This window comes from Aurantiacibacter sp. MUD11, from assembly GCF_026967575.1.
Classification (GTDB): domain Bacteria; phylum Pseudomonadota; class Alphaproteobacteria; order Sphingomonadales; family Sphingomonadaceae; genus Alteraurantiacibacter.
The window spans coordinates 406,877-433,361 of record NZ_CP114054.1 but is presented as its reverse complement, the minus strand read 5'-3'; the positions used below and the strand labels follow the sequence as shown (position 1 = coordinate 433,361).

General features: G+C 64.5%; 26 protein-coding genes. 11 read left to right on the top strand and 15 right to left on the bottom strand.

Going from position 1 to position 26,485, the window contains the following annotated elements:
* Positions 1 to 11 precede the first annotated feature (11 nt).
* Entirely contained in the window at positions 12 to 746 is a 735-nt protein-coding gene (locus OZN62_RS02165) for a cistern family PEP-CTERM protein (protein ID WP_269101102.1), read from the bottom strand.
* 164 nt (positions 747 to 910) lie between these two features.
* On the opposite strand from OZN62_RS02165, the gene OZN62_RS02160 reads away from it, so the two are divergent.
* Positions 911 to 1,924, top strand: a complete 1,014-nt coding sequence (locus OZN62_RS02160) for a tetratricopeptide repeat protein (RefSeq protein ID WP_269101101.1) — start codon at positions 911 to 913, stop codon at positions 1,922 to 1,924.
* A gap of 12 nt (positions 1,925 to 1,936) precedes the next feature.
* Here OZN62_RS02160 and pth read toward each other — a convergent pair whose 3' ends face one another.
* The 6 genes from pth to OZN62_RS02130 all read right to left on the bottom strand — a co-directional run bounded on the left by pth (position 1,937) and on the right by OZN62_RS02130 (position 6,679).
* Positions 1,937 to 2,506, bottom strand: coding sequence for an aminoacyl-tRNA hydrolase (gene pth, locus OZN62_RS02155; protein ID WP_269101100.1), 570 nt, complete (start codon positions 2,504 to 2,506; stop codon positions 1,937 to 1,939).
* A gap of 14 nt (positions 2,507 to 2,520) precedes the next feature.
* The gene (locus tag OZN62_RS02150) at positions 2,521 to 2,979 is read right to left on the bottom strand and encodes a hypothetical protein (RefSeq protein WP_269101099.1); all 459 of its coding nucleotides are present in this window, start codon (positions 2,977 to 2,979) and stop codon (positions 2,521 to 2,523) included.
* Positions 2,979 to 3,665, bottom strand: coding sequence for a 50S ribosomal protein L25/general stress protein Ctc (locus OZN62_RS02145; RefSeq protein ID WP_269101098.1), 687 nt, complete (start codon positions 3,663 to 3,665; stop codon positions 2,979 to 2,981). Before OZN62_RS02145 ends, OZN62_RS02150 begins: the two co-directional genes overlap by 1 nt.
* A gap of 100 nt (positions 3,666 to 3,765) precedes the next feature.
* Entirely contained in the window at positions 3,766 to 4,638 is an 873-nt protein-coding gene (locus OZN62_RS02140) for a TraB/GumN family protein (protein ID WP_269101097.1), read from the bottom strand.
* Positions 4,635 to 5,594 carry a TraB/GumN family protein gene (locus tag OZN62_RS02135; RefSeq protein WP_269101096.1) on the bottom strand — a complete coding sequence of 320 codons (960 nt, stop codon included), beginning with the start codon at positions 5,592 to 5,594 and terminating at the stop codon, positions 4,635 to 4,637. Before OZN62_RS02135 ends, OZN62_RS02140 begins: the two co-directional genes overlap by 4 nt.
* Positions 5,595 to 5,713: 119 nt before the next feature.
* Complete coding sequence (locus OZN62_RS02130; RefSeq protein WP_269101095.1) at positions 5,714 to 6,679, bottom strand: TraB/GumN family protein; 966 nt, start codon at positions 6,677 to 6,679, stop codon at positions 5,714 to 5,716.
* Between the two features lie 108 nt (positions 6,680 to 6,787).
* On the opposite strand from OZN62_RS02130, the gene OZN62_RS02125 reads away from it, so the two are divergent.
* From OZN62_RS02125 to ppdK, 3 genes are read left to right on the top strand one after another with little or no spacing between them, the layout of a single operon-like run.
* Positions 6,788 to 7,687: a glycine--tRNA ligase subunit alpha gene (locus tag OZN62_RS02125; protein WP_269102204.1), complete on the top strand. Its 900-nt coding sequence runs from the start codon at positions 6,788 to 6,790 to the stop codon at positions 7,685 to 7,687.
* On the top strand, positions 7,684 to 9,975 hold the full coding sequence (gene glyS / locus OZN62_RS02120; protein ID WP_269101094.1) for a glycine--tRNA ligase subunit beta: 2,292 nt from the start codon (positions 7,684 to 7,686) through the stop codon (positions 9,973 to 9,975). The genes OZN62_RS02125 and glyS overlap by 4 nt, the downstream gene beginning before the upstream one ends.
* A 59-nt stretch (positions 9,976 to 10,034) precedes the next feature.
* Positions 10,035 to 12,710, top strand: a complete 2,676-nt coding sequence (gene ppdK / locus OZN62_RS02115) for a pyruvate, phosphate dikinase (protein WP_269101093.1) — start codon at positions 10,035 to 10,037, stop codon at positions 12,708 to 12,710.
* On the opposite strand, the gene OZN62_RS02110 is transcribed toward ppdK, so the two are convergent.
* The gene (locus OZN62_RS02110) at positions 12,707 to 13,435 is read right to left on the bottom strand and encodes a methyltransferase domain-containing protein (protein WP_269101092.1); all 729 of its coding nucleotides are present in this window, start codon (positions 13,433 to 13,435) and stop codon (positions 12,707 to 12,709) included. The genes ppdK and OZN62_RS02110 overlap by 4 nt on opposite strands.
* Before the next feature lie 42 nt (positions 13,436 to 13,477).
* Between OZN62_RS02110 and OZN62_RS02105 the strand changes: the two genes are divergently transcribed.
* The 3 genes from OZN62_RS02105 to OZN62_RS02095 all read left to right on the top strand — a co-directional run bounded on the left by OZN62_RS02105 (position 13,478) and on the right by OZN62_RS02095 (position 16,575).
* A complete protein-coding gene (locus tag OZN62_RS02105) occupies positions 13,478 to 14,122 on the top strand; it encodes a ComF family protein (protein WP_269101091.1) in 645 nt (214 codons plus the stop codon).
* Between the two features lie 321 nt (positions 14,123 to 14,443).
* The gene (hisI, locus tag OZN62_RS02100) at positions 14,444 to 14,824 is read left to right on the top strand and encodes a phosphoribosyl-AMP cyclohydrolase (protein WP_269102202.1); all 381 of its coding nucleotides are present in this window, start codon (positions 14,444 to 14,446) and stop codon (positions 14,822 to 14,824) included.
* Positions 14,821 to 16,575 carry an acyl-CoA dehydrogenase C-terminal domain-containing protein gene (locus OZN62_RS02095; RefSeq protein ID WP_269101090.1) on the top strand — a complete coding sequence of 585 codons (1,755 nt, stop codon included), beginning with the start codon at positions 14,821 to 14,823 and terminating at the stop codon, positions 16,573 to 16,575. Before hisI ends, OZN62_RS02095 begins: the two co-directional genes overlap by 4 nt.
* Here OZN62_RS02095 and OZN62_RS02090 read toward each other — a convergent pair.
* The 6 genes from OZN62_RS02090 to tyrS all read right to left on the bottom strand — a co-directional run bounded on the left by OZN62_RS02090 (position 16,572) and on the right by tyrS (position 22,047).
* Positions 16,572 to 17,333 (bottom strand): aspartyl/asparaginyl beta-hydroxylase domain-containing protein, encoded by a 762-nt coding sequence (locus tag OZN62_RS02090; protein WP_269101089.1) that lies wholly within the window; start codon positions 17,331 to 17,333, stop codon positions 16,572 to 16,574. The two genes, OZN62_RS02095 and OZN62_RS02090, sit on opposite strands and share 4 nt — an antisense overlap.
* 74 nt (positions 17,334 to 17,407) lie before the next feature.
* Complete coding sequence (locus OZN62_RS02085; RefSeq protein WP_269101088.1) at positions 17,408 to 18,112, bottom strand: dienelactone hydrolase family protein; 705 nt, start codon at positions 18,110 to 18,112, stop codon at positions 17,408 to 17,410.
* Positions 18,109 to 19,029: a cysteine synthase A gene (gene cysK / locus OZN62_RS02080; protein ID WP_269101087.1), complete on the bottom strand. Its 921-nt coding sequence runs from the start codon at positions 19,027 to 19,029 to the stop codon at positions 18,109 to 18,111. The genes OZN62_RS02085 and cysK overlap by 4 nt, the downstream gene beginning before the upstream one ends.
* Positions 19,030 to 19,032: 3 nt before the next feature.
* Positions 19,033 to 20,331, bottom strand: a complete 1,299-nt coding sequence (locus tag OZN62_RS02075; protein WP_269101086.1) for an MFS transporter — start codon at positions 20,329 to 20,331, stop codon at positions 19,033 to 19,035.
* 74 nt (positions 20,332 to 20,405) lie between these two features.
* Complete coding sequence (locus OZN62_RS02070) at positions 20,406 to 20,744, bottom strand: PilZ domain-containing protein (RefSeq protein ID WP_269101085.1); 339 nt, start codon at positions 20,742 to 20,744, stop codon at positions 20,406 to 20,408.
* A gap of 70 nt (positions 20,745 to 20,814) precedes the next feature.
* A complete protein-coding gene (gene tyrS, locus OZN62_RS02065) occupies positions 20,815 to 22,047 on the bottom strand; it encodes a tyrosine--tRNA ligase (protein WP_269101084.1) in 1,233 nt (410 codons plus the stop codon).
* Between the two features lie 154 nt (positions 22,048 to 22,201).
* Here tyrS and OZN62_RS02060 point away from each other — a divergent pair, with 154 nt between their 5' ends.
* Positions 22,202 to 22,654, top strand: a complete 453-nt coding sequence (locus OZN62_RS02060) for a DOMON-like domain-containing protein (RefSeq protein WP_269101083.1) — start codon at positions 22,202 to 22,204, stop codon at positions 22,652 to 22,654.
* Complete coding sequence (locus OZN62_RS02055; RefSeq protein WP_269101082.1) at positions 22,651 to 23,853, top strand: exo-beta-N-acetylmuramidase NamZ family protein; 1,203 nt, start codon at positions 22,651 to 22,653, stop codon at positions 23,851 to 23,853. The genes OZN62_RS02060 and OZN62_RS02055 overlap by 4 nt, the downstream gene beginning before the upstream one ends.
* Here the strand turns inward: OZN62_RS02055 and OZN62_RS02050 are convergent.
* A complete protein-coding gene (locus tag OZN62_RS02050) occupies positions 23,847 to 24,182 on the bottom strand; it encodes a hypothetical protein (RefSeq protein ID WP_269101081.1) in 336 nt (111 codons plus the stop codon). The genes OZN62_RS02055 and OZN62_RS02050 overlap by 7 nt on opposite strands.
* 65 nt (positions 24,183 to 24,247) lie before the next feature.
* On the opposite strand from OZN62_RS02050, the gene OZN62_RS02045 reads away from it, so the two are divergent.
* On the top strand, positions 24,248 to 24,973 hold the full coding sequence (locus tag OZN62_RS02045) for a glutathione S-transferase family protein (protein WP_269101078.1): 726 nt from the start codon (positions 24,248 to 24,250) through the stop codon (positions 24,971 to 24,973).
* A 103-nt stretch (positions 24,974 to 25,076) separates the two neighbouring features.
* Entirely contained in the window at positions 25,077 to 26,477 is a 1,401-nt protein-coding gene (locus OZN62_RS02040; protein WP_269101077.1) for a methyl-accepting chemotaxis protein, read from the top strand.
* Positions 26,478 to 26,485 lie beyond the last annotated feature (8 nt).

Genomic DNA, 26,485 nt, shown 5'->3' with positions numbered 1-26,485 from the left:
TCACCCGAAGATCAGGCGTAGGCCGGTTGCAGGCCGCCTTCGCTTTCTTCGTCGCGGCGGCGACGGCGCAGCAGGCCGAGACCGGCGAGGGCGAGGGCGAACAGGCCCATCATGCCCGGAGCCGGAACCTGCGTGCCGCTGGTGCTGCCGGAAGTCGTAGTGCCCTGGCCGCTGGCCGAGGTCACGTCGCCGGCACCGGTGATGCCCTGGTAACGCACGTAGAAGTCATCGAGCGTGATCGACGATGCGTCCGGATCGAAGTTGAGCGTCAGCGTGCCCGATCCGCTCTGGCCCTCGGCAACGCCGCCGCTGTTGGAGCAGGAACCGCTGTTGGCCGCCTTGAAGCAAACGTCCACCGCACCGATCTGGTTCGGATAGCTGGGATCGTTGGCGGCGCCATCGGTGACGAAGGCAAAGCTGTAAGCACCATCGACACTCGCGCCGGAAATGTCCGGATCGACGTTGAAGGCGAAGCTCGAAAGGTTCGATGTCAGCCCGCTGTCGGTGGTGTTGTTGACCTGGTAGCTGAACGAATAGCTGTCGCCGGTCACTTCATCGAGAGTGAAGGTGATCGAGCTCGACAGGCCGTCAACGGTGTTGCCGGCACTGTCGACGAAGCCATCGAAATCAATGGTGAAGCTGCTGCCGATATCACTGCTGTCCAACGTGATTGGATCGGCCAGAGCCGGCGAGGCGACGCCGACCGTGGCGAAGGCCAGAACAGCCGCGAAAAGTCGTTTCAACATCCGAATACCCCCTAGGAATGTGGTTGACGCATGCGAAGCAATTGCCGTGCCATGTCGCGGAATCCGGGGCTGACGATGGTTAACGGCCTTCCCGGAGAGTCGCATTTGTAAGAATTCTCGACGGTTCACCGAAAATTTGAACTTCGCGCCTAATGAGACTGGCGATGAAAACGGTGCGTCATTTCCTGACAATTTGCGCGGCAATTGGCCTCGGCAGTTGTTCCTTTCTGGGGAGCGATGCGCTGACTGACGCGCAACAAGCATTCGACGCGCAGGACTATATCGCCGCGCGCGACCTCGCGCTGGCGGCGCTGGTCGACGACGGCGACAATATCGAGGCGCTCGAGCTGTTGGCGCGCGCGCAGCTGGCCATGGGGCAGGGCGAAGAGGTGCTGGCGACGATCGAACGCATCCGGCAAGCCGGCGGCAATCCCGGCGAACAGACATTGATCGCGGCCGAAGGACGGCTGCAGGCAGGCGACGTCACCGGCGCTCGGGAACTGATCGGTGACGATGCCAGTGCCGAAGCCTGGCGCCTGCGGGGCTTGCTGGCAGCGCTGGAGAATGACGAAGCCGGGGCCATGGAAGCCTTCCTGCGAGGCCGCAGGGCTACCGGCGAAAAGGCCAAGCTCTACAGCGCGGAGGCCAGCTTCCATCTCAATCGTGACAACCTCCAGGCAGCGGAAGAAGCCGTTGCCCTGGCACAGGATGCCGCGCCCGATCGGGTCGAGACGCTGTTCGTTGCCGCCCGCCTTGCCGACGCGCGAGGCGAGCATTTCCAGGCGATGTCGCAGTACCTGCGGATCATCGAGATCGTGCCGCTCGACCGGCCGGCGCTGCTGGCCGCCATCGGGGCTGCGGAAGCAGCCGGTGAGCGCGACGTCACGCGTCACCTGATCGCCTATGGTGCGCAGACCCGTCCGCTGGATCGCGAATTCGTCTACCAGCAGGCGCGGGTCGAGGCTTGGGATGGAGACTGGGAGGCGGTCCGCCAGCGACTGCAAGCGAGTGAGGCGGAACTGCAGGACCACGACCCCGCGCGCCTGCTCTACGCCGAGGCGCTGCTGAACCTGGGACAAGTGGAAACGGCGCGGGCGATAGCCGGTCCGATCATTGCCCGGCGTCAGGGGGATGCCGCAGCCATGCGCCTGCAGAGTGCCATCGAGGCCGCCAGCTGAGCGAGCGGTCGCTCAGTCCTGCATCTTCAGCGCATATTCGCTCATGAAACGCGGGTCGTCGCCCGCTGCCAGCCATTCTGCACAGCTGCCGATGGCGCCGAGCATCTGGACCAGGTCGTCCTGCTCCGCCTTGGCGTAGTTGCCGAGCACGTGGCCGGTCACCCGGTCCTTGCTACCGGGATGGCCGATGCCGATCCGTACCCGGCGGAAATCGGGGCCGAGGTGGGCGTCGATCGAACGCAGGCCATTATGGCCGGCGGTGCCACCTCCTTGCTTCACCTTGACCTTGAACGGGGCGAGATCCAGCTCGTCGTGGAAGACCGTCAGTGCCTCCACCGGCAGCTTGTAGAAGCGCAATGCCTCGGCGACGCTGCGGCCGCTTTCGTTCATGAAGGTGGCGGGCTTCAGCAGCAGGATCTTCTCGCCGCCGATGCGACCTTCCTGCAGCCAGCCCTGGAACTTCTTCTGCGTGGGCCCGAAATCGTAGATGTCGGCAATGACGTCGCACGCCATGAAGCCGACATTGTGCCGGTGCATGGCGTAACGCGGTCCGGGATTGCCGAGGCCTACCCAGAGTTGCATGGGGTTGTTCCCCTTTAACGCTGACCCTGCGGAATGCCCGTCTGCGGGACCTGCTGCACGGTGTTGGCCTGACGCGAGGTGTTGTCGAGGATCTGCATCACCGACAGGTAGAAGTTCGCGCAGACGTTGGCGAATTCATCCAGCTGCGCGGGCGAGGCACCGTTGATGGCCTGCTGCGCGCTGCGGAACTGGGCCACGGCATCGGCCGAGGAATAGTGGCTGATGCGCCCGGCATAGAAGGCCGAGATGATCGTCAGGTTGTTGAGGATATCGACCCGCTGGGCAGCGGGCAGGGTAGTGTTCGCCATCAGCAGCGAGCGGCGCTGCTGCATCAGCACGAAGCACTGGAAATCCTGCGGGTCACTGGGCAGCACGCCAGCCTGCTGGGCAGCGGCCGGGGCCGGCGCAAGGGTCGAAACCCCGGCCAGCCCCATGCTCAATGCTGCGAGCGAGGCGAGCGTGCTGCGCAGCATCACTCGCTCTTCTCTTCCTGCTCTTCGGCAGCGTCGGCGTCTTCGCCCTGCTCGGTGGCAGGCACGGCATCCGCTTCGACCTCTTCGCCTTCCTCGGCTTCGCTCTCGGCGCGCTTGAGCGCGGACGGAGCAACCACGGTGGCGATGGTGAAGTCACGATCGGTGATCGCGCTTTCGGAACCCTCGGGCAGGGTCAGGGCGCTGATGTGGATGGAGTCGCCAACTTCCAGGCCGGTAACGTCGATCTGGATCTCGCTGGGGATCTTGTCCGCTTCGCAGACCAGTTCCAGTTCGTGACGGACAACGTTGAGCACGCCGCCCTTCTTGAGGCCGGGGCTGTCTTCTTCGTTGACGAAGACGACCGGGATGGCGACCTCGATCTTCGCATCCTTCGAAAGGCGCAGGAAATCGACATGGACGGGACGATCGGTGACCGGGTGCAGGGACACATCCTTGGGCAGGGTGCGGACCTTCTTGCCGTCGGCTTCGATCATCACGATGGAATTCATGAAGTGACCCGTCATCAACTGCTGGACCAGCAGCTTTTCCTCCACGTGGATGGGAGTGGGTTCTTCCTTGCCGCCATAAATGACAGCGGGTACGCGGCCTTCGCGTCGCAACGCACGGGAGGCTCCCTTGCCAGCCCGTTCGCGCAACTCGGCCGGCAGGTTCAGAGCGTCGCTCATCAGTAATGCCTTTCGATTGCGGTAATGTACTTCCGCCGCGCCTCCAGGGATGACATCGGCAGGAAGGGCGCGCGTTTAGCAGGATTGCGGCTTATTGCAACTACTGGATGCGCCTGACGGTGAAGCCCTGCTCACCCAGCATCTCGACCACGCTTTCGCTGCCGACCAGGTGTCCGGTGCCCACGGCGACGAAAGGCGCGCGCCCTTCGTCGATCAGCGCGGAAATCTGCGCCGTCCAGCGGCGGTTGCGATCGGTCAGCAGCACGCGGCGCAGTTCGGGCGAGAAATCCAGCGCGGAATTGACATGCTCGCCCATGGTCTCCGCATCTCCGCTGACCCAGGCCGAGAGCATGGCATCGCTTCCGCCCTGGGCGTGGACGCGGGCGACGCCGTAAAGCAGGTCGCTCTGCGCAGCCTCGCTCAGCGTGTCGAACATGTTCATCTGCCGACCGTAGCTCTCCAGCCCGACGATCTCGTCGGCGGCAGCAATCATCGCGCGGTCGACACCGTTGCGCGGATCGCCGGTGCGCACCGCACCCGACAGGGTGAGGGCCGCGGCCCAGGTCTCGATGTCGGTAAAATCGTCATCGTCCATGTCGGCCGCCTGCATCAGCGCGCGCAGCTCGTCACGCTCGGCCGGCTCGACACGAGTGGACAGGGGTGGCTGGCCCGGCGTGCGGGACAGCGTCTCGATCAGCGTCTGGCCGTACTCGGCGTCGAGATTGGTCACCTCCACCACCAGCACGCCCGACTGCGAGAAGGCATCGTCGAGCATCGGGGTGCCCCAGATCAGGTCAGGCGGCAGGGCGTGGACCGTGCCGAACAGCCAGCCCTTTTCGCCTTGAGCGTTGCTGACTTCCCAGATGGCCGGGGAAGCCTCGGGCCACTCGCTTTCGGGCACGAACTGGTCGGCACAGCCTGCCAGCCACAGCGTCCCGGCCAGAGCCAGGGATTTGAGCAGCCTGCCGATCAATGCCCGACCCGCTCCGCCGCGAAGCCGCGCTCTGCCAGGTAAGCCTGCACGCTGCCGTCGCCGGCCAGGTGACCAGCGCCGACGGCGATGAAGACGGTTCCGGGCTGGTCCATGCGGTTATCGATCCATTCTGCCCAATTCGCGTTCCGGCTCGTAAGCAGCGTTTCGACCACCGCCGGATCGGTCATTTCCTCGTTGATGATGGCGGCGAGGCCTTCCGCATCACCAGCCATCCACCTGTCGACCATCGTGCGTAGGCCGTTGCCGAGTTCAGGCAGGTTTTCGACCGTCTCGTCAAGCAGGTCGAGCTGCGATTCCACCGGCAGGCTGTCGAGGAAGAGGAACTGCTGCTCCAGTGTCTCGAACGCGGCGCGATCCTTGCCTTCGATATAGGCATCCAGCGTCCGCTCGACGCCCAACGAGGGATCCAGACCCTGTTGCACCAGGCCAATCTGCAGGATGTTCATGTAGGCGAACCACGGCTCGAACTGGTCGAGCGGTTCCAACGGCAGACCGATGGCCTCTACGACGGCTTCGTATTCGGCCCGGTCTTCCTCGCTCATCAGGTCGCGCAGTGTGCCACCGGTGGTGAGCTGGGCCAGCTGCATCTGCATCTGCGCGATCGCCAGCGCCTCGGGCGGCGGAGCTTCACCGGGGACGACCTCCGGAATGGCGCTGGTATCGACTTCGGAAACGAACTGGCCGGCGCTGACCAGCGCCTGCTCGATCTGCGGGGTGAACCAGTCAATGCCCTCGGGCAGGAAGTGGACGGTGCCGAACAGGTAGACCGTGGTATCCTCGTCAGCCACACGCCACAGCGCCGGACCGGAGGGGCCGGACGCCTCTTCCGCTGCTGCCTCGTGCTCCTGCGTTGTCACCGCGTCGGGATAACCGGCACAGGCCGCCAGGCTGAGGGCGGCAAGCGCGGCGAGGGGGGCGAACAGCTGCTTCATCATTGGCTCCGAGGCAGGATTTGGAGGGTGCGGCGCATGCCTAGCGCCTGACCGGTTTCCGCAAGGTGTATGCGGCCTGTTTTCCGTGATTATAGAGGCTTCGGCATGACTGCTGACAGCCGTCAATTGATCCGCTCGGCCGCAAGCCCGCGTTCTTCAAGCTTCGCCAGCACCGAATCCGAACCTTCGAAATGTCCGGCGCCAACCGCCAGCAACACCGTGCCGGGCTGGTCGAGCCGATCTTCCAGCCACTGCGCCCACCGGGCATTCCGGCGATTGAGCAGCACCTCGTGGAAGGTCTCGCCGATCGTGCCGACACCGAAGCCGAGATCGAAGTCTTCTGCCACCTCACCGCGTGCCCAGGCATGCTCCATCGCCCAGTAGGCATCGCCGGTCAGGTTGTTTGCATGCGCGTCGTAAAGCCCATGCAGCGTCTTGCCGCCCCATGCGCGCAACTGCATGTCGAGCTCACGCACGACCTCGGTATCGTTGACGCGGAACAGTCCGTACATCACGCGTCCGAAGTCCTCGATGGACTCGATCGGGCGGCCGCTGGCGGTAAATTCCCGCTCCAGCACGGTCTCGACACCATATTCGTAGCTGGAGGGATCGCTTTCCAGGCCCGCCTGCCCGAAGCCGAGCAGGGCCACCATGACCGGCAGGGAATCGACATATTCGAAGGGCATTCCGGACATCGCCACCAGTTCCCGCCAGCGCGTGCGTCCGAGCGGGGACAGCTGGCGTGAAGTGGGCGTGCGCGAGGTGAGGACGTTGGCCAGCTTCGGGCTGATCGCCTCCATCATGCCGTCGCTTTCCTCTTCGGTGGTTTCCACCACCAGCACGTCCGCCTCGTCGATGATCGCGTCGAGCTGCGGATTGCGCCAGCGGAACCCCTCCGGAAGCAGATGGATGGTGCCGAGCATGTAGATGGTGGTGTCCTCGTCCGACAGCTTCCAGATCGCCGGGGCGGGTTCGTAATCCTGCGTGAAGGCGTAAGGATTTGCCTGCTGCGCCGCCAAAGGTGCGGCAAAGGCCGTTGCCAGCAGTGCGAACGGGGCCAGCAATCGGCTGAGAATACTCGTGCTCATGCGGGGTTTTCGTCCATGCTTCGCGGGCCAAGTCAAGCAGTCTTCGCGCCTGCGGCATTGACGCTCGACAGGCGTTGAGCCATTGCGCGCGGCGAAATGAGTAGGCCCATGGACCGCAACCCGCAAAAGAGCTTCCAGGACATGATCCTCGCCCTCCATGATTTCTGGAGCGCGCAGGGCTGCCTGATCCTGCAACCCTATGACATGCGCATGGGTGCGGGCACCTTCCACACGGCGACCACGCTGCGGGCGCTGGGGCCGGAACCGTGGAACGCCGCCTTCGTGCAGCCGTGCCGTCGCCCGACCGATGGCCGCTATGGCGAGAACCCGAACCGGTTGCAGCACTATTACCAGTACCAGGTGATCCTGAAGCCGAGCCCGTCGGACATCCAGGAGCTTTACCTGAAGTCGCTGGAAGTGATCGGCATCGATCCGCTGAAACACGATATCCGCTTCGTCGAGGACGACTGGGAAAGCCCGACGCTGGGCGCCTGGGGCCTGGGCTGGGAAGTCTGGTGCGACGGGATGGAAGTCACCCAGTTCACCTATTTCCAGCAGATGGGCGGGTTCGACTGCAAGCCGGTGGCGGGCGAGCTGACCTACGGTCTGGAACGCCTCGCCATGTACATCCAGGGCGTCGACAACGTCTACGACCTCGATTTCAACGGGCAGGGCGTCTCCTACGGCGAAGTCTTCCTCGAAAACGAGAAGCAGATGTCGAAGTGGAACTTCGAGGTCGCCGACACCGATGCCCTGTTCGACCTGTTCAACAAGGCCGAGGCGGAGTGCCGCAACTCGCTGGAAGCCGACGTTCCGATCGCCGCCTACGAGCAGGCGGTGGAAGCCAGCCACCTTTTTAACCTGCTGCAGGCACGCGGCGTGATTTCCGTGCAGGAACGCGCCAGCTACATGGCCCGCGTGCGCGACCTGGCGCGCGGTTCCTGCGAGAAGTACGCGGAGAAGATGACGCCCGAGTGGCAGGCCAGGTATCCGGAGTGGTCGCTATGAGTGATTTCCTCCTCGAACTGCGCTCCGAAGAAATCCCCGCCCGCATGCAGGCCGGTGCCCGCGCGGAGCTGGAAAAGCTGTTCCGTCGCGAGATGGATGCTGCCGGTGTCGCCGTGGGCGAGGTCGCCGTCTGGTCGACCCCGCGCCGGCTGGCGCTGATCGCACGCAACCTGCCCGAAGCGACCAAGGCCGTGTCCGAAGAGGCCAAGGGCCCGCCCGTCGGCGCGCCGGACCAGGCCGTGGACGGCTTCTGCCGCAAGAACGGCGTGACCCGCGACGAGCTGGAAGTGCGCGACCTGAAAGGGCGCGAGACCTACTTTGCCGTCAAGAGCATTCCCGGTCGCGCCACGGCGGACCTGCTGGCCGAAGCCATCCCCGCCATCGTGCGCGATTTCAGCTGGCCCAAGTCCATGCGCTGGGGCGCGGCATCGCTCTCCACCGAAAGCCTGCGCTGGGTGCGTCCGCTGTCGGGCATCGTGGCGCTGCTGGGCGACGACGTGGTCGAGTGCGAGGTGCATGGGGTCGCGTCCGGCGCGGTGACGCTGGGTCACCGCTTCCACCATTCGGGCGACATCACCATCGGCAATGCCGACGACTACGCGATGAAGCTGCGTGCCGGCCATGTGATCGTGGATCACGAGGAACGGCAGGACCTGATCCGCGAACACGCGGCCCAGGTCGCCTCCGAAGCCGGCCTCAAGCTGGTCGAGGACGAGGGACTGGTAATCGAGAACGCTGGCCTGACCGAATGGCCGGTGCCGCTGCTGGGCCGTTTCGACGAGGACTACCTCGACGTGCCGCCAGAGGTCATCCAGCTCACCGCTCGCGTGAACCAGAAGTATTTCGTCTGCGAAGACGGGCAGGGCAACCTGGCCAACGCCTTCGTCTGCACCGCGAACATCGCAGCCGCCGACGGCGGCGCGGCGATTGTCGACGGCAACCGCAAGGTGCTGGCAGCCCGCCTTTCCGACGCGCGCTTCTTCTGGGAACTGGACCAGAAAACCCCGCTGGCCGACCATGCCAGGAAGCTGGAGCGGATCACTTTCCACGAGAAGCTGGGCACCGTCGCCGACAAGGTCGAGCGCGTGGCCAAGCTTGCGGAATGGCTGGCCACCGAAGGCATCGTGCCGAACTGCGATCCGGCGTTGGCTCGACAGGCCGCGCGCCTCGCCAAGGCCGACCTCGTCACCGAGATGGTCGGCGAATTCCCCGAACTGCAGGGCCTGATGGGCGGGTATTACGCCGAGAAGCAAGGCCTGCCGCAGGAAGTTTCCGAGGCCATTCGCGATCACTACAAACCGGTGGGGCAGGGCGATGACGTGCCGACGGCGCCGGTTACCGTGGCGGTGTCGCTGGCGGACAAGCTGGATACTTTGGTCGGTTTCTTCGCCCATGACATGCGACCAAGCGGATCAAAGGATCCATTCGCTCTCCGTCGGGCAGCTCTTGGTGTAATCGCAATAATTGTCGAAAACGGGCTCCGAGCAAGCATTAGGCAAACCGAGTTCGAAAAGGCGACCGGAGCCCGAAATCCTCGGTTGGTCGACTTGGATATCGCGCTCGAAAACTCGCTCAATGACCTCATCGGGCTGACAGATCAGGCCGTCATCGAAGAAGTCACACGGCGAGAACGTGCTTCATATGAGGCGGAGATCAAGGCGCGCGTCAAAGAGATTAATTGGTCGCTCCTCGACTTCTTCGCCGACCGCCTCAAGGTCCAGCAACGCGAAGCGGGCGTTCGCCACGATCTGATCGACGCGGTCTTCGCACTTGGCGGGGAGGACGATCTTGTTCGCCTGCTCGCCCGCGTCCACGCGCTGCAAAGCTTCGTCGAAACCGACAACGGCACCAACCTGCTCGCCGGGTACAAGCGTGCCGCCAATATCCTCAAGAAGGAGGAATGGCTCGGCGTCGAGGGCGAGATTGCGCAGACCGGCGAGGAAGACCCGCTGGCGCAGGTCGACGATCCGGACCTGAAGGCCGTGGTCGACGCCAAGATGGCCGAGCGCCATGACCGCGAACTGTCCTACACGCCCGAACCCGCCGAAAAGGCCCTGATCGACGCGCTGGATGCCGCGGAACCGCAGGCCGCGCAGGCCATCGAACGGGAGGACTTCGCAGCCGCCATGTCGGCGCTGGCTTCCCTGCGCGCGCCGATCGATGCGTTTTTCGACGAAGTGACCGTGAACGACGAAGATGGGGACAAGCGCGCGGCCCGGCTCGACCTGCTTGCACGTTTTCGTGCTGCAGTGCACAACGTCGCGGATTTCTCGAAGATCGAGGGATGAGAATTGCTACCTAGAACACTGTTCCATGTGTTCCACATTGCAGGAAACACGAAGCGCAAATGACGCAGACGGTCTACACTTTCGGCGGCAACGCACCGCACGACGATCCCCGCCAGAAGGACAAGACCGTGACCGGCGGCAAGGGCGCCAACCTGGCCGAGATGGCCAGCATCGGCCTGCCGGTGCCTCCGGGCTTCACCATCACCACCGAGGAATCGGTCCGCTACCTGAACCAGGGCGAGGACTTCTCCGCCAAGCTGCGCGCCGACGTTACCACGGCGCTGGCGCATATCGAGAAGAGCGTGGGCAAGACCTTCGGCGATCCCGCCGATCCGCTGCTCGTCTCGGTCCGCTCGGGCGCGCGCGTTTCGATGCCGGGGATGATGGACACCGTCCTCAACCTCGGCCTCAACGACAAGACCGTCGAAGGCCTGCTGGCCACCAGCGGCCACCCGCGCTTCGCCTGGGACTCCTATCGCCGCTTCATCCAGATGTATTCGGACGTCGTGCTCGGCCTCGACCACGGCCTGTTCGAGGAAGCGCTGGAAATCGCCAAGGAAGACCGCGGCTACTTCTCCGATACGGAGATGAGCGCGGAAGACTGGCAGGAGCTGGTCGGCGAGTTCAAGCAGATCGTGCTGGCCGAACGCGGCGAACCGTTCCCGCAGGACGTGCAGGAGCAGCTGTGGGGCGCGATCAAGGCCGTGTTCGACAGCTGGGATTCGGACCGCGCCAAGGTCTATCGCCGCCTGAACTCCATTCCGGGCGACTGGGGCACGGCCGTCAACGTCCAGGCCATGGTGTTCGGCAACATGGGCGAGACCAGCGCCACCGGCGTCGCCTTCACTCGCGATCCCTCGACCGGCGAACGTTCCTACTACGGCGAGTGGCTGGTGAACGCACAGGGCGAGGACGTGGTGGCAGGCATCCGCACTCCGCAGTACCTCACCAAGGCCCGCCGCGAAGCTGCCGGTGCCGAACTGCCGAGCATGGAAGAAGCCATGCCCGAGGCTTACGCCGAGCTCGCCCGCGTGTTCGACCTGCTGGAACGTCACTACAAGGACATGCAGGACATCGAGTTCACCGTGCAGCAGGGCAAGCTGTGGATGCTGCAGACCCGTTCGGGCAAGCGCACCGCCAAGGCCGCGCTGAAGATGGCGGTGGACATGGTGGGCGAGGGCCTGATCGACGAGGAAACCGCGATCCTGCGCGTCGATCCGATGGCGCTCGACCAGCTACTGCACCCGACGCTCGATCCCGATGCGGAACGTGACGAGTTGGCCAAGGGCCTGCCCGCGTCGCCGGGTGCCGCATCCGGCAAGATCGTGCTTGACGCCGATACCGCCGAACTGTGGGCCGGGCGCGAGGAGGACGTGATCCTCGTCCGCGTCGAGACTTCGCCCGAAGACATTCACGGCATGCATGCAGCGCGCGGCATCCTGACCGCGCGTGGCGGCATGACCAGCCACGCCGCCGTCGTTGCCCGCGGCATGGGCCGCCCCTGCGTCTCCGGCGCCTCGGCCGTGTCGATCAACCTCGATAACCGCACCCTGCGCATCGGCAGCCGCGAACTGAAGGAGGGCGATGTCATCACCCTCGACGGCGCGACCGGACAGATCATGGCGGGCCGCGTGCCGACCATCGAACCGGAACTCGCCGGCGACTTCGGCGTGCTGATGGACTGGGCGGACAAGCATCGCCGCATGAAGGTGCGCACCAACGCCGAAACGCCCGAAGACTGCCGCACCGCGCGCGGTTTCGGCGCGGAAGGCATCGGCCTGTGCCGCACCGAGCACATGTTCTTCGATGCAAGCCGCATCAGCGCCGTGCGCGCGATGATCCTGGCCGAGAGCGAGGAAGGCCGCCGTGCCGCGCTCGCCCGCCTGCTGCCCGAACAGCGCAGCGACTTTGCCGAGATCTTCCGCACCATGGCGGGCCTGCCGTGCACGATCCGCCTGCTCGATCCGCCGCTGCACGAATTCCTCCCCACGCGGGACGAGGAATTCGCGGAATTGTCGGATAGCCTTGGCCTGGGTGTCGACCACCTGAAGCGCCGCGCAAACGAGCTGCACGAGTTCAACCCGATGCTCGGCCATCGCGGCTGCCGCCTCGGCATTACCTTTCCCGAAATCTACGAGATGCAGGCGCGCGCAATCTTCGAGGCGGCTTGCGAAGTCACCGCTGAGGGCGGCGAGCCGGTCGTCCCCGAAGTGATGATCCCGCTGGTTGCCACCCGCAAGGAGTTGGAAATCCTGCGCGCACTGGTCGAACGCGTGGCCGAGGAAGTCTTCGCCGAGAAGGGCGCCAAGGTGGATTACCTCGTCGGCACCATGATCGAGCTGCCGCGCGCCGCGCTGATGGCGCATGAAATCGCGCATGAGGCGCGGTTCTTCTCCTTCGGCACCAACGACCTGACGCAGACCGCGCTGGGCGTGAGCCGCGACGATGCCGGCCGCTTCCTTGCACCCTACGTCGACAAGGGCATCTACGAGCGCGATCCCTTCGTCAGCCTCGATGTCGATGGCGTCGGCCAGCTGGTCGAACTGGCTGCCGAGCGTGGCCGCTCGACCCGCGAGGACATCAAGCTGGGCATCTGCGGCGAGCACGGCGGCGACCCGGAAAGCATCGCCTTCTGCGAGAAGGTGGGCCTCGATTACGTCAGCGCCTCGCCCTACCGCGTGCCGATTGCCCGACTGGCGGCGGCACAGGCAGCCTTGCGCGCCGCGAAGGCCTAACGCCGCCCGGTCAGGGTGATGATCTCGAAGGTCTCGCTGACCTTCCCGTCCTCGTCCGCCTGAGCGAGGAAGGCCGCGCGGGCACGCTGCAAAGCATCGCGACCGAGTGGAGGCGCCGGCTTGGCGAGGGCGCTGCCCAGGCCATGGGCGCGCAGGTCCTGCACGAGCCGGTCGAGCGAGCCGTAACGGACGGTCAGAACGAAGCTGTCGACCACCGGATCGCGCCATCCGGCACGACCCAGCAGGGCCGGAGCAGAACGCGGATCGACGAGCGGATGCATCCGTGCTGCCGGACGGTCCGGCTCGGCATCTATCATTGCCCGCCGCAGCTTGCCGAGGCTCGCGCCGCCGACGAAGCTGGCGATGGCAAGGCCCTCGGGCGTCAGCAGCTCGCGCATCTGGATCAGCGCGCCTGGCAGGTCGTTGACGGTGTCGAGCGAGCCAATGCTGGCGACGAGATCGAAGCTCTGCGATGTCGCCGCGACCGGGGTGTCGAAGTCGCCGGCAAGGAACGTGGCTTCGCAACCGACTGCCTCGGCCAGCGCCTTGCTGCCGAGGCCTTGCAAAGCCGCTGTCTTGGACGTGTGCCGCACGAAGGCCAGACGTTCGAGAATATCCTCGATCATCGTCTCGAACAGGAAGTGATCGCCACCCAGTCGCCGGGCGCGATCGTACCGCGCCTGCTTGCGGACGGGAGAGAAGATTGCCGGTGGTGCCGTTGCCATGCGCGCTTGCCTACCGACACCGGCGCGGGCAGCATAGCCCGAATGGCATTGAAACACGCTTTCGCACCGCTGGTAGACCTGATTTATCCTCCGCGCTGCCCGCTTTGCGGTGATGCCATCGCGGCACAGGAAGGACTGTGCACCGATTGCTGGTCCACGCTGGAAATTCCGCCGCGAGAAGACGGCGTAACTGCCGCAACGCTCTACAACGACACGGCGCGCCGGCTGGTCCTGAATTTCAAGCACGGGCGCAAGATCGCGCTGGCAGGGATGATGGCGCGGCAGATTGCGGCCCGCCTACCCGAACTGGACGGCGAGTGGCTGGCGGTGCCCGTGCCGCTCCATCGCGTGCGGCTTTGGCAACGCGGTTACAACCAGTCGGCCCTGATCGCGGGCGAGCTGTGCAAGCACGGGCACACCACGCTGCTGGTCGACGGGCTGTTGCGGCCCAAACGCACCCCGAGCCTTGGTGGGCTGGGGCGGGCAGAGCGCGCCAAGGTGTTGCAGGGCGCGATCACCGTGAATCCGGCCCGGCGAGAGCGAATCGCCAGTGCGCAAATCCTGCTTGTGGACGACGTGCTGACCAGTGGCGCGACCAGCAAGGCCTGCCGCGCCGCACTGAAGCAGGCTGGCGCGCGCAAGGTGCACGTGGCCTGCTTCTCCCGCGTGCTGGATCACCAGGGCTGAAAGCAAAACACCCGGGGTGTTAGCCCGGGTGTTCGCGTGACGATTTCGCTGGAACCTTCGCGCGAGCCCCCCAGCAGGCGCGTCGGCTCCAAACCCTCATGACCTGATGCCCCCGTTCGTTCAGTAGGCACCAGGACCCCCCATTCCCTGGCCGGAATGGCAGTCGGCTCGTCAAGCCGAACCGCATTCATCCCATTGAAAGGTTCAAAGGCAAACCGCTTTTGTCTCAGATGATAGTATTTGGGACAGGATTGTGATTATCGTGCAACAAACGAGTATGTAGACTGCAACTTGTTGTGCATTTGCGAAAGGACAGAAGCGATTTCCGACCCTGAGACGAATCGAGAATCCGGGCGCACCTTCATGCCCAAGTTTGACGCGGCAGGGTTGCTGAGCGCGGTGGTGCAGCATGCCGAGACAGGCGAAGTCCTGATGGTCGCCTTCATGGATGCCGAAGCGCTGGCCATGACGCGCCAGACCGGCGTGGCGCACTTCCATTCGCGCAGCCGGGGCAAGCTGTGGAAGAAGGGCGAGACGTCCGGTCACGTGCTTAACGTCCGGCAGGTGCTGGTCGACTGCGACCAGGACGCGCTGGTGATCAAGGCATTGCCTGCCGGGCCCACCTGCCATACCGGCGCACGCAGTTGCTTCTATCGCCAGCTCGATGGCGAATGGCTTTCGCAGGTGGAGAATACCGAATGACCGGCTGGAGCGCGCCCACGCGCGATACGCTCTTCGTACTGAACGACGTGCTCGGCGTGACCGATTGCGAACTTCCCGGCTACGATGCACTGGACGAGGACACCGTGCAGGCGGTCGTCGAAGGCATGGGCAAGTTCTGCACCGAGGTGCTGGCGCCGCTAAACCCCGTGGCCGATGCCCAGGGGTGCACGCGTCACGACGATGGCAGCGTGACCACGCCCGAAGGTTTCAAGGAAGCCTACGCGCAGCTTGTCGAATCCGGCTGGAACACGCTGGCCGCGGCAGAGGAATACGGCGGGCAAGGCATGCCCCACGTGCTGGGCACGGTCTTTGAAGAGTACATGAATTCCGCCTGCCCGGGCTTCATGATGTATCCCGGCATTGTCGGCGGGGCGACATCGACCATCATCGCCTCCGGCTCCGACCATCTGAAGGACAGCTACGTCCCCAAGATCATCAGCGGCGAGTGGCTCGCCACCATGGCACTGACCGAAGGCCATGCCGGCACCGACCTCGGCCTGATGCGCACCAAGGCGGAGCCGCGCGGCAACGGCACCTATGCGCTGAGCGGGGAAAAGATCTTCATCTCCGGCGGCGAGCACGACCTGACCGACAACATCGTCCACCTGGTGCTGGCCCGCGTTCCCGACGCGCCCGCCGGGTCGCGCGGTATCTCGCTGTTCCTCGTGCCCAAGATCCTGCCCGACGGCGAGCGCAACACGCTCTCCTGCGCGGCGATCGAACACAAGATGGGCCTCAACGGTTCGGCCACCTGCGTGATGAATTTCGACGGTGCGACAGGCTGGCTGCTAGGCGAAGAGAATGCCGGCCTCGCCGCGATGTTCATCATGATGAATGCCGCGCGGCTTGGCGTGGGTGTGCAGGGCCTCGCCCATGCCGAACACGCCTACCAGCGCGCCGCTGCCTATGCGCTGGAGCGCATGCAGGGCAGGGCGATGGGCGAACGGCCCGATCCGTCCGCCCCGGCGGATTCGCTGCTGGTCCACCCCGACGTGCGCCGCCTGCTGCTGGACGCGCGTGCCTTTGCCGAGGGTTTCCGGGCGCTGGTGCTATGGACGGCGATGCAGATCGATCGCTCGCACACCGCGCCGAGCAAGGAAGAGCGGCAGGAAGCGGACGCGCTGGTGTCCTTCCTCACTCCGGTCATCAAGGCCTATGGCACCGATCGTGGCTTCGAGACGGCGGTGGACATGCAGCAGGTCTTCGGCGGGCACGGCTACGTCAAGGAATGGGGCATGGAACAGATCGTGCGGGATGCCCGCATCGGCATGATCTACGAAGGCGCCAACGGCGTGCAGGCGATGGACCTTGCCGGACGCAAGCTGGCCAAGGACGGCGGCCAGGTCGCCACCCGCTTCGCGCAGATGGTGGAGGCCGAGCTCGCCGATGCCCCGGAGTGGATCGCTGCTCCGATGGGCGCGGCGCTGGCCGACACGGCGGCCTCCGCGCGCTGGATCCTCGAACATGCCGCCGAAGACCCGAACAACCTTGGCGCCGCCTCCTATGCCTTCATGGAAATGATCGGCGTGGTCGCCATCGGCTGGATGTGGGTGCGCATGGTCAAGGCGGTCGATGGACGGGACGACGATTTCGCGACGGCCAAGCGCGTCACCGCGCGTCACTATGTCCAGCAGGCCCTGCCGGAAACGGCAGCCTTGCGGCGGCGGATCGAAGCGGGGGCGGAGAACCTCATGGCACTGCCGGCCGAGGAGTTCGTGCGACAGGTCTAGGCGTCGGTCTCGGCCTTGCGATAGGCGTCGTCCCACACGGCGAGTTCGCGCTTGGCTTCGGTCACGAAGGGACTGTGCTTGATGTAGGCCATGAAGGCGCGGGCGACCCAGCTGGCCGGCCAGCGTAGCGGACGTCCGACCTGGCACAGCAGGATGATGCGCGGCTGGTCCGTGCGGTTCCACACCTCGTGTTCGCAGGTATCGTCGAAAATCGTCCACTCGCCGTCGCGCCAGTGCAGGTCCTGGTCCTCGACCTGGATCGTGCAGTCCTGCCACTTGTCTGGCACGGACAGCCCGAGGTGCGCGGTGAAGAAACTCTTGCTCACACCGCGATGGCGAACGATGTGCGCTCCGGGCGCCAGGATCGAGAAGAAGGCCGAGTTGAGCTGCGGAATGCGATTCGCCAGGGCAAAGGTCCTGGGCGCGCGGGCGATGTTTTCCGGCACCTCGTTGCCGTAGCCGATCAGGAAGAAGCTGCGCCAGCTGTCGTCCTGCGCGATGCGGCGATGGTCCGGCGAAATGCGCCGGAGCGGCGGAATGGCGTCGACCTGGCGATATATCGCCAGCGCCTCGTCGCGAATGTCCGTCCAGTGCGCGGCGATTTCCGCCGTCCAGTCGAACAGGGCAGGGTCGAGCACAGGTTCGTCGGGAATCTTCGAATACTTGGCGCCCCACGCGTTCAGCGCGTGCCGCCGCTGCTTCAGCCAGCGGTACAGAAACGAGCGTTTGCCATCACTGGCGTTTTCAAGCGATTCCACTTTCCCTTTCCCCCGGAAAAGCGACCCACCCCATCAGCTTATGGCGCAGTGCAGCATGGTTCAACCCCTTGGGGTCAGGAGGACATGCACTCGTCGAAAAGCGAATGCATCGCCGCCCAGCTTTGCTGGTCGGCACTGGCATCGTAGGCCGTGGCGGGATTTTCCGTCGGGGCGGGATTGGTGAACCCGTGTTTCACGCCAGAATAGGAGTGGAAATGCCAGTTGGCCCCGGCGCGGTCCATTTCCTGCCAGAATTTCAGCACCTGTTCGCGTGGCACCATCGGATCGGCATCACCATGGCAGACGAGGATGCGCGCGCTCACGCTGTCCCGCTGGGCCGGGACCTGCGTGTCGAGCAGGCCGTGGAAACTGACCGCGGCATCGACCGGGGCACCTTCGCGGGCGAGTTCCAGCGCCGCCTGTCCGCCCATGCAGAAGCCGATGACGAAGAAGGGCAGGTCCTTCACTTCCTCGATCCGGGCGAGCGCCCGCAGCGATGCCCGCAACCGCTGGCGATAGAGTTCCGGCGCTTCGCGGATTTCGCCGGCGAACAGGCGAGCCTCGTCGAAACTGGCCGGCGTCTTGCCGTAGAAATCGGCGACCAGTGCCAGGTAACCGTCTTCCGCCAGCGAGCGGGCCTTGGCCTCCACCGCAGCGGTAGGATTCATGATGGTCGGAAACACCAGCACGGCAGCGCGAGGCGAACCTTCAGGGCGTGCCAGCAGGCCGGTCAGCGCCGTACCCGCGTCCTCGTAAGCGACCTTTTCGAAGCCGCTCATTCGGTCGGCAGGAAATCGGGCACGGAGAGATAACGCTCGCCGGTATCGTAGTTGAAGCCCAGCACGCGGGTGCCCGCTTCGAGCTCCGCCAGCTTGCTCTCGATTGCCGCCAGCGTCGCGCCCGAACTGATGCCCACCAGCAGGCCTTCCTCGCGGGCGCAGCGACGCGCCATGTCCTTGGCTGCCTCGGCATCCACGGCAATCGCGCCGTCGATGGCGTTGGTGTGGAGGTTCTCGGGGATGAAGCCGGCGCCGATGCCCTGGATCGGGTGCGGGCCGGGCTGGCCTCCGGAAATCACCGGAGAGAGCTCCGGCTCCACGGCAAAGGCCTTCATGCTCGGCCAGGCCTTCTTCAACTCCTCCGCGCAACCGGTCAGGTGGCCGCCGGTACCGACGCCGGTGATGAGGTAGGCGGGCGGGGCGTCCTTGAAGTCGGCGATGATCTCCTGCGCGGTCGTGCGCGCATGCACATCGACATTGGCCGGATTCTCGAACTGCTGCGGCATCCACGCGTTCCCGGTAGACTCGACCAGTTCGGCAGCGCGTTCCAGCGCGCCCTTCATGCCCTTTTCCTTGGGCGTCAGGTCGAAGCTGGCGCCATAGGCCAGCATCAGGCGGCGACGCTCCAGGCTCATGCTTTCGGGCATGACCAGGATCAGCTTGTAGCCCTTTACCGCGGCCACCATGGCAAGGCCGATACCGGTGTTGCCGCTGGTCGGTTCGACGATCGTCCCACCTGGCTTCAGCGCGCCGGACTTCTCCGCATCCTCTACCATCGCCAGCGCGATGCGATCCTTGATCGAGCCGCCGGGATTGGCCCGCTCGCTCTTCACCCAGACCTCGTGATTGGGGAACAGGCGCGACAGGCGGATGTGCGGGGTGTTGCCGATCGATTGCAGGACGTTGTCGAACTTCATGTGTCAGCTTCCCTGTTTTGCAGGCTCGGAATGCGGGTCGTCGTCGCCTTCTAGCAGATTATCGGGCGGATCGAAGGTCTTGGTAGTGCGTAGCACCGGAAACAGTACGGCCCACAGGCCGACGGTAATGATTGCCCCGGTTCCGCCCAGCGCCACCGCTGCGACCGGGCCGATCAGGAACGCGAGGCTGCCGGAGAAGAAGTCGCCGAACTCGTTCGATGCACCGATAGTGAGCAACGACACGGCTGAGACGCGGCCACGCTTGTCATCGGGCGTGTGCAGCTGGATCAACGACTGCCGGATGTAGACCGAGATCATGTCCGCCGCGCCGACGATGAACAGCATGGCCAGGCTCAGCGCCATATTCGTCGAGAAGGCGAAGACGACGGTCGCCAGGCCGAACACGGCGACGGACCACAGCATCTTCGGGCCGACATTGTTCTTCAGCGGCCGGAACGAGAACCACAGCGCCGTCAGCGCGGCGCCGATAGCGGGGGCCATGGCCAGCTGGCTGAGGCCGCTGGCGCCGACCTGCAGGATGTCGCGCGCATAGACCGGGAACAGCGCGGTCGCGCCGGCCAGGAAGACGGCGAACAGGTCCAGCGTGATGGAGCCGAGCACCATCTTGTTCTGCCAGACATAGACCAGCCCTTCGCGGACCTGCTGGATGGGCTTGGCCGGAGCCTTCTTCTTGCCGCGCGGCACTTCGCCGATGAAGGAAAGCGAGGTGATCGCCACGGCGAACAGCATCGCAGCCACGGCATAGGGCAGGAAGGGTTCGACCTCGTACAGCACTCCGCCCACTGCCGGACCGACGATCATCCCGGTCTGCCAGGCAATCGAAGACAGGGCGATGGCATTCGGCAGGATGGCCGGCGGCACCAGGTTCGGCGCCAGGGCCGACAGGGCCGGGCCGGCAAAGGCGCGGGCGATGCCCAGGAACACGGCGATGGTGAACAGCACCGGCAGGCCGATAGCCTCCTGCCAGGTAAAGGTGGCCAAAGTCGCCGCGCAGAGCAATTGCAGCAGCACCGTGATGCGACCGAGGTTGCGACGGTCGAAATGGTCTGCCGCCAGACCGGTGAACGGCGTCAGCAGGAACAGCGGCACAAATTGCAGCAGGCCGATCAGCGCCAGCTGGCCGGACGCTTCGGCCACGCTCATCCCGCCATCGCGCGCCAGGTTGTAGGTCTGCCACCCGATGATCAGCAGCATCGCATATTGCGCCAGTGTCATGCACAGGCGCGCGACCCAGTAGGCGCGGTAATTGGCGATGCGGAAGGGAGAGTTTGCGGTGCTCACCCGCGCGCAATGGCAGCGTGAATGGCGCTTGCCAAGCTAGTCAATGTAGCAGGAGCTAAAGTCTGTCGCTGGAGTCAGCCGCGACGACGCAGCGCCGGGTTCGGCTGCATCTCGGCAATCATGCCCTGGAAGTCGTCGAATCGGATGATCCGTTCGAACTGGAAGCCGGCGCGATCTTCGGTCACCCAGATGCAGTAAGCTTCGATCCGGCCTACGGAGGGAAGGCGGATGATCATGCGGTCGCCACGGTTAACGCCCTCCGCACCGTCGATCATGAAGCCATGAGCGGAGATGTTGCAGATGTGCATGGTGACATCGCCGTGCTGCAAATGCTCGGCGATGACCGAATAGTCGACCGGATGGCGCGTGGAGCGCCGCATATCGGTGACGGAGAGCTGAGCGCCGCCTGCCATAGGATGCCACTTCCTTCCGAGTTAATGGACGGGAATGTTACTGGCACCCAATGGTGGATTTTTGGTAAAGTCAGGCTCCGCGAAGGATACCGTGGCGTTTCTTACCTAGGCTGATGCGGGCCTCGTCTCCGGGCGCCAACTCGACCAGGAAGCCGGGGTCGGATACGGTTTCATCTTCAAGCTTAACCGCGCCTTCGGCCACTTTGCGCTTGGCCTCGCCATTGGACTTTGTGAAGCCAAGTTCGGTTAATGCAGCGCCGATCCGAATTCCCCCCGCAGCCACTTCCAGCACCGGCAAGTCATCGCCCTTGCCGCCGCCGGCAAAGGTCTGCTCGGCGGTGGCGCGAGCCGAGGCCGCAGCCTCTTCGCCGCGCACCAGCTTGGTGACTTCGTCGGCCAGGACGATCTTCGCCTGGTTGATCTCGCTGCCTTCGAGCGCTTCGAGCCGGGCGATCTCTTCCAGCGGCAGGTCGGTGAACAGCTTCAGGAAGCGGCCGACGTCGCGGTCGTCGGTGTTGCGCCAGTACTGCCAGAAGTCGTAGCTCGGCAGCTGGGCCTCGTTCAGCCACACGGCACCTGCGGCGGTTTTGCCCATCTTCGAACCGTCGGCCGTGGTCAGCAGCGGTGTCGTCAGACCGAACAGTTCGGTACCGTCCTTGCGGCGGGCCAGTTCCATGCCGTTGACGATATTGCCCCACTGGTCGCTGCCGCCCATCTGCAACCGGCAGCCGTAGCGGCGGGCCAGTTCCATGAAGTCGTAGGCCTGCAGGATCATGTAGTTGAATTCGAGGAAGGTCAGCGGCTGCTCGCGCTCGAGCCGCAGCTTCACCGAGTCGAAGGTGAGCATGCGATTGATGGTAAAATGGGGTCCCACGTCACGCAGCAGCTCGATATAGCCGAGGTCCGCCAGCCATTCGTCATTGTTGACCATCACCGCGTCGGTCGGCCCGTCACCGAATGTCAGCAGCCGTTCGAACACCGTGCGGATGCCGGCAATGTTCTCGTCGATGAGTTCGGGCGTGAGCATCTTGCGGCTCTCGTCCTTGCCCGAAGGGTCTCCGATCTTTGTAGTGCCGCCACCCATCACGACGATCGGTTTGTGCCCAGTCTGCTGCAGGCGGCGCAGCATCATGATCTGCACCAGCGAGCCGACGTGCAGCGAAGGCGCAGTGGCGTCGAAACCGATATAGCCGGGAACGGTTTGTCGCGCTGCGAGGGCATCCAGTCCCGCAGCGTCCGTCACCTGATGGACATAGCCCCGCTCGTTGAGCAATCGCAGCAAATCGGATTCGTAAGTCGTCATTTCGGGGGATTTGGCGCCTTGATTTGTAATGGACGGGGGCGACTAGCACGGGGAACTTCTCTTGCAAACGCATGATCTGGTCGCACATGCTGCGCATCCGCCACTCGCTGTCCGCCGGGTGGAAGCGCGGGTACTCTCTCTCACGGATAACTGGATGCGCGTGCGCTGGCGCATCGACGGGGTGGACAAGCTGGTCCTGCCGTCATTCGCGGGGAAAGGCCGGGCGGACAACCTCTGGCAGACCACCTGCTTCGAGCTGTTCATGATGGAGAAGGACGGCACGCCGTCCTACAGCGAATTCAACCTTTCGCCGTCGGAGCGCTGGGCCGCCTACGATTTCGCCGACTATCGCGAGGGCATGAGCGAACGCCCGTTTGCGCGGGAACCAGACTGCACCATGCGGGTGGGCAATTCGATGGCGATCTTCGACGCTTCGCTGCCGCGCGCACAGATGCCGGAACCGCCTGCTGCCATCGGCCTTTCTGCGGTGATCGAGGAGCAGGGCGGGGTGAAGAGCTACTGGGCGCTGTCGCACCACAACGAAAAGCCGGATTTCCACGATCCCGCTTGCTTCTCGGCCTGTCTTGCGCGAACCCGCGCTGCATGAAATTCGGAATAGACCGGCTGCTGGCCGAAGCTGAGTTACGCAAACCGCTGGAAGGCAAGCGGGTGGCGCTGGTCGCGCACCCAGCTTCCGTCACCGCTGACCTGACCCACAGCCTCGACGCGCTGATCGCAGCGGGCGTGAACGTCACCAGCGCCTTTGGCCCGCAGCACGGGCTGAAGGGCGACAAGCAGGACAACATGGTGGAGACCGCGGACGAGATGGACCCGGTCTACAACATCCCGGTCTATTCGCTCTACGGCGAGGTGCGGCGTCCCACCCCGGCGATGATGGACAGCGCCGACGTGTTCCTGTTCGACCTGCAGGACCTCGGCTGCCGCATCTACACCTTCGTCACCACGCTGCTCTACCTGCTGGAAGAGGCAGCGAAGACCGGCAAGAGCGTATGGGTGCTCGATCGCCCGAACCCGGCAGGGCGGCCTGTCGAGGGCACCAGGTTGCTGCCCGGGCACGAAAGCTTCGTCGGTGCCGCCCCCATGCCGATGCGCCACGGGCTGACCATGGGCGAAATGGGTCACTGGTTCGTCCGCCACTTCGGGCTCGACGTCGATTACCGCGTCGTCTCCATGCACTACTGGCTGCCCGAAGGCCCCGGCTTCGGCTGGCCGGAAAATCGCATCTGGATCAATCCGAGTCCCAACGCCGCCAACCTGAACATGGCCCGCGCCTATGCCGGGACGGTGATGATCGAGGGTGCGACGCTGAGCGAGGGGCGGGGCACTACCCGCCCGCTCGAAGTGCTGTTCGGCGCGCCCGATGTCGATGCCAAGGCCGTTCTGGCCGAGATGCAGCGTCTGGCGCCCGACTGGCTGGCCGGCTGTGCGCTGCGGGATTGCTGGTTCGAACCCACCTTCCACAAGCACGTCGGCAAGCTCTGCAACGCGCTGATGGTGCATGCAGAGGGCGCGTTCTACGATCACAACGCCTTCCGCCCGTGGCGCCTGCAAGCACTGGCCTTCAAGGCGATCCGCAATCTCTATCCGGACTACCCGATCTGGCGCGGCAAGGACTTCAAGTACGAATACACGGATGACGTCCTCGCCATCGACGTGATCAACGGCGGGCCGGCCTTGCGCGAATGGGTCGATGACCCCGCCGCGCAGCCGGGCGATCTCGACCAGCTGGCGGGCCGCGATGAAGCGGAGTGGCGCGAAGAAGTGGCGGAACTGCTGCTTTACTGAAGCGGGCGCAGCAGCAGCGCGTCGCGTTCCTCTCGCGGCACATCACGTACATCGCCGTTCCTGCTGACCAGCAGCACGTCGCAGCGGTCGATATCGTAGTCGACGGCGTAGTACATCAGCGGCTCTTCGGGACTGGCAGTGCCACGCTGGAACAGCGGCGGTTGGCCGCTTTCCTCACGCACCTGCTGGACCGTGTCGAAACACGCCTGCTCACGGTCTGCCGGCTCGACAGCAAGCGCGGGAGGGGTGGAGTCCATGTCCGGTGCGCGCTCCTGCTGGGGTGCGAGGCCGAGCAGCGGGACGGCAATGACGGGCAATATCAGTTTCATGGCCAAGTCTCCGTTGCGCTCAATCTAACATTGCGGAACAAGGGAGACAAACGACAGGAGAGGCCATGCTCACGCTCTACAGTTTCGGACCCGGCGCCAATTCGATGAAGCCCACGCTCGCGCTTTACGAGAAAGGGCTGGAATTTGAGCACAAGCTGCTCAACCCGGCGAAGTTCGAACACCATTCGGAATGGTACAAGGCGATCAATCCGCGCGGGCAGGTTCCGGCGCTGGCGGACGACGGCAAGATCATCACCGAGAGCACGGTCATCTGCGAATACCTGGAAGATGCGCACCCGACCGAGGTGAAGCTGCGCCCGGCCAGCCATTACGACACCGCGATGATGCGCATCTGGACCAAGTGGGTGGACGAGTATTTCTGCTGGTGCGTCTCCACCATCGGCTGGGAACGGCACGTTAGCAAGATGGCCCGCGCCCTGTCCGACGAGGAGTTCGAGGCGCATGTTCAGAAGATCCCGATTCCCGAACAGCAGGTGAAGTGGCGCCGCGCGCGCGACGGCTTCCCACAGGAGGAACTGGACGATGCTATGGCCAAGATTCGAATCTCGGTGAAGCGGCTGGACGACCACCTGCGCGACAACGAGTGGCTGGCGGGCGGGGTCTATTCGCTGGCCGACATCTGCAACTTCGCCATCGCCAACGGCATGCAGCACGGCTTTGCCGAACAGGTGAATGAAGCCGACACGCCGGGCCTGGTCCGCTGGATCGATCAGATCAACGCAAGGCCCGCGGTGAAGGCAATGTTCGCCAATGTGCCACGGGAATTTTGAACGATTTCGGCACCGGCTGCATTTTGTGAGACTTGCGTTAAATCGGCAGTAACCATGGAAGCGTAGGCCCGATCCCAACACCTAGAACGGGGACCGCGCTTTTATGAAACACCAGGCTATTTCGCAGCCTCAATTCACCGATATCGACGGCATCTCGCGCCTTTGCGGGGATGTCACCGTCGGCTGCTCCGACGTGGCCGGCGTCGTGCAACGCGTCATCGACAGCTTCGGCAAGCTCCATCGCGAACACGAATCGCTCAAGACCACCGTCAACGAGCTCGAAGAAGACCAGAAGCTGGTCACCGACGCTTGTGACGAATCCCGCCTGCTGTCCGAACGCGCGCTGGAGCGCCTCGAAGCCGGCCGTTCGCACATCGGCGCCTCGCTTTCGCAGATCAGCAACCTGCTGGAAGCCGTACAGGCCCTCACCATGCACGTCACCGGCTTTGCCGCGGCCATGGAGCAGGTGAAGCGGACCTCGCAGGAAATCGAGGAAATTGCCGACAACACCAACATCCTCGCGCTGAATGCCACGATCGAGGCGCACCGTGCGGGCGAGGCCGGTCGTACCTTCTCCATCGTTGCGAACGAGGTGAAGAGCCTGGCCGGCGACGCACACCGCGCCAGCAAGGAAATCACCCGCACGATCGAAGCGCTGGAAGGTGAGGCCGAGCAGGTCATTGCCAAGATTAGCAGCGGTGCCGAAGACAGCGCCGCGGCCCGCAAACAGGTCAGCCAGATCGAACAGACGATCAACGAGGTTTGCGACCTCATCGGCGAAGTCGATGGCCAGAACGACCAGATCGTCCGCAATTCCTCCAAGATCGGCGAACATGTGCACAAGGTGCAGGGTGTGCTGGGAGGCTTCTCCAACGTCGTGTTCGACAACGAGGAGCACCTGCAGAAGGCCCACGATCGTATCGAATCGCTGGAGATGACCGCCAGCGGCATGTTCGACGCGCTGGTGAAGGCCGGCCTGTCGCCGGTCGACAGCGCCATGGTGGAAAAGGCCCAGGCAAACGCCATCGAGATCATCTCCGCCACCGAAAAGGCCATTGCCAATGGCGAGATCTCTCCGGCGGCGCTGTTCGACACCGACTATCGCGAGATCCCCGGCAGCAATCCCAAGCGCTATCGCACCGCGCTCAACGATTGGGCAGACAAGGTCTGGCAGCCGATGCTGGATCGTTTTGCCGCTGCCGATGGCCGGGTGGTCGCCTCCGCCTGCACCGACATGAACGGCTTCCTACCGACTCACCTGTCGAAGCATTCGAAGAAGCCGACAGGTGACGTTGCCTACGATACCGAGCATTGCCGCAATGGCCGCATGATGCTGGGCCCGATCGACCAGCACGCCAAGCTCAGCGCCGATCCCTACATGATGGCGGTCTATCGTCACGAGGGCGACGGCAAGGCCTACCGCGTGGTACGCAACGTCTACGTGCCGATTACCATCGATGGCCGTCGCTGGGGCGACCTGGAACTGGCCTACTGCCTCGAATGACCATGGCG

Excerpts from the sequence above, each read along its gene's own strand:
- OZN62_RS02165 (WP_269101102.1), bottom strand. The coding sequence starts at position 746 with ATGTTGAAACGACTTTTCGCGGCTGTTCTGGCCTTCGCCACGGTCGGC.
- OZN62_RS02160 (WP_269101101.1), top strand. The coding sequence starts at position 911 with ATGAAAACGGTGCGTCATTTCCTGACAATTTGCGCGGCAATTGGCCTC.
- pth (WP_269101100.1), bottom strand. The coding sequence starts at position 2,506 with ATGCAACTCTGGGTAGGCCTCGGCAATCCCGGACCGCGTTACGCCATG.
- OZN62_RS02150 (WP_269101099.1), bottom strand. The coding sequence starts at position 2,979 with ATGCTGCGCAGCACGCTCGCCTCGCTCGCAGCATTGAGCATGGGGCTG.
- OZN62_RS02145 (WP_269101098.1), bottom strand. The coding sequence starts at position 3,665 with ATGAGCGACGCTCTGAACCTGCCGGCCGAGTTGCGCGAACGGGCTGGC.
- OZN62_RS02135 (WP_269101096.1), bottom strand. The coding sequence starts at position 5,594 with ATGATGAAGCAGCTGTTCGCCCCCCTCGCCGCGCTTGCCGCCCTCAGC.
- OZN62_RS02130 (WP_269101095.1), bottom strand. The coding sequence starts at position 6,679 with ATGAGCACGAGTATTCTCAGCCGATTGCTGGCCCCGTTCGCACTGCTG.
- OZN62_RS02125 (WP_269102204.1), top strand. The coding sequence starts at position 6,788 with ATGGACCGCAACCCGCAAAAGAGCTTCCAGGACATGATCCTCGCCCTC.
- glyS (WP_269101094.1), top strand. The coding sequence starts at position 7,684 with ATGAGTGATTTCCTCCTCGAACTGCGCTCCGAAGAAATCCCCGCCCGC.
- ppdK (WP_269101093.1), top strand. The coding sequence starts at position 10,035 with ATGACGCAGACGGTCTACACTTTCGGCGGCAACGCACCGCACGACGAT.
- OZN62_RS02110 (WP_269101092.1), bottom strand. The coding sequence starts at position 13,435 with ATGGCAACGGCACCACCGGCAATCTTCTCTCCCGTCCGCAAGCAGGCG.
- OZN62_RS02105 (WP_269101091.1), top strand. The coding sequence starts at position 13,478 with ATGGCATTGAAACACGCTTTCGCACCGCTGGTAGACCTGATTTATCCT.
- OZN62_RS02095 (WP_269101090.1), top strand. The coding sequence starts at position 14,821 with ATGACCGGCTGGAGCGCGCCCACGCGCGATACGCTCTTCGTACTGAAC.
- OZN62_RS02085 (WP_269101088.1), bottom strand. The coding sequence starts at position 18,112 with ATGAGCGGCTTCGAAAAGGTCGCTTACGAGGACGCGGGTACGGCGCTG.
- cysK (WP_269101087.1), bottom strand. The coding sequence starts at position 19,029 with ATGAAGTTCGACAACGTCCTGCAATCGATCGGCAACACCCCGCACATC.
- OZN62_RS02070 (WP_269101085.1), bottom strand. The coding sequence starts at position 20,744 with ATGGCAGGCGGCGCTCAGCTCTCCGTCACCGATATGCGGCGCTCCACG.
- tyrS (WP_269101084.1), bottom strand. The coding sequence starts at position 22,047 with ATGACGACTTACGAATCCGATTTGCTGCGATTGCTCAACGAGCGGGGC.
- OZN62_RS02060 (WP_269101083.1), top strand. The coding sequence starts at position 22,202 with ATGCGCGTGCGCTGGCGCATCGACGGGGTGGACAAGCTGGTCCTGCCG.
- OZN62_RS02055 (WP_269101082.1), top strand. The coding sequence starts at position 22,651 with ATGAAATTCGGAATAGACCGGCTGCTGGCCGAAGCTGAGTTACGCAAA.
- OZN62_RS02050 (WP_269101081.1), bottom strand. The coding sequence starts at position 24,182 with ATGAAACTGATATTGCCCGTCATTGCCGTCCCGCTGCTCGGCCTCGCA.
- OZN62_RS02045 (WP_269101078.1), top strand. The coding sequence starts at position 24,248 with ATGCTCACGCTCTACAGTTTCGGACCCGGCGCCAATTCGATGAAGCCC.
- OZN62_RS02040 (WP_269101077.1), top strand. The coding sequence starts at position 25,077 with ATGAAACACCAGGCTATTTCGCAGCCTCAATTCACCGATATCGACGGC.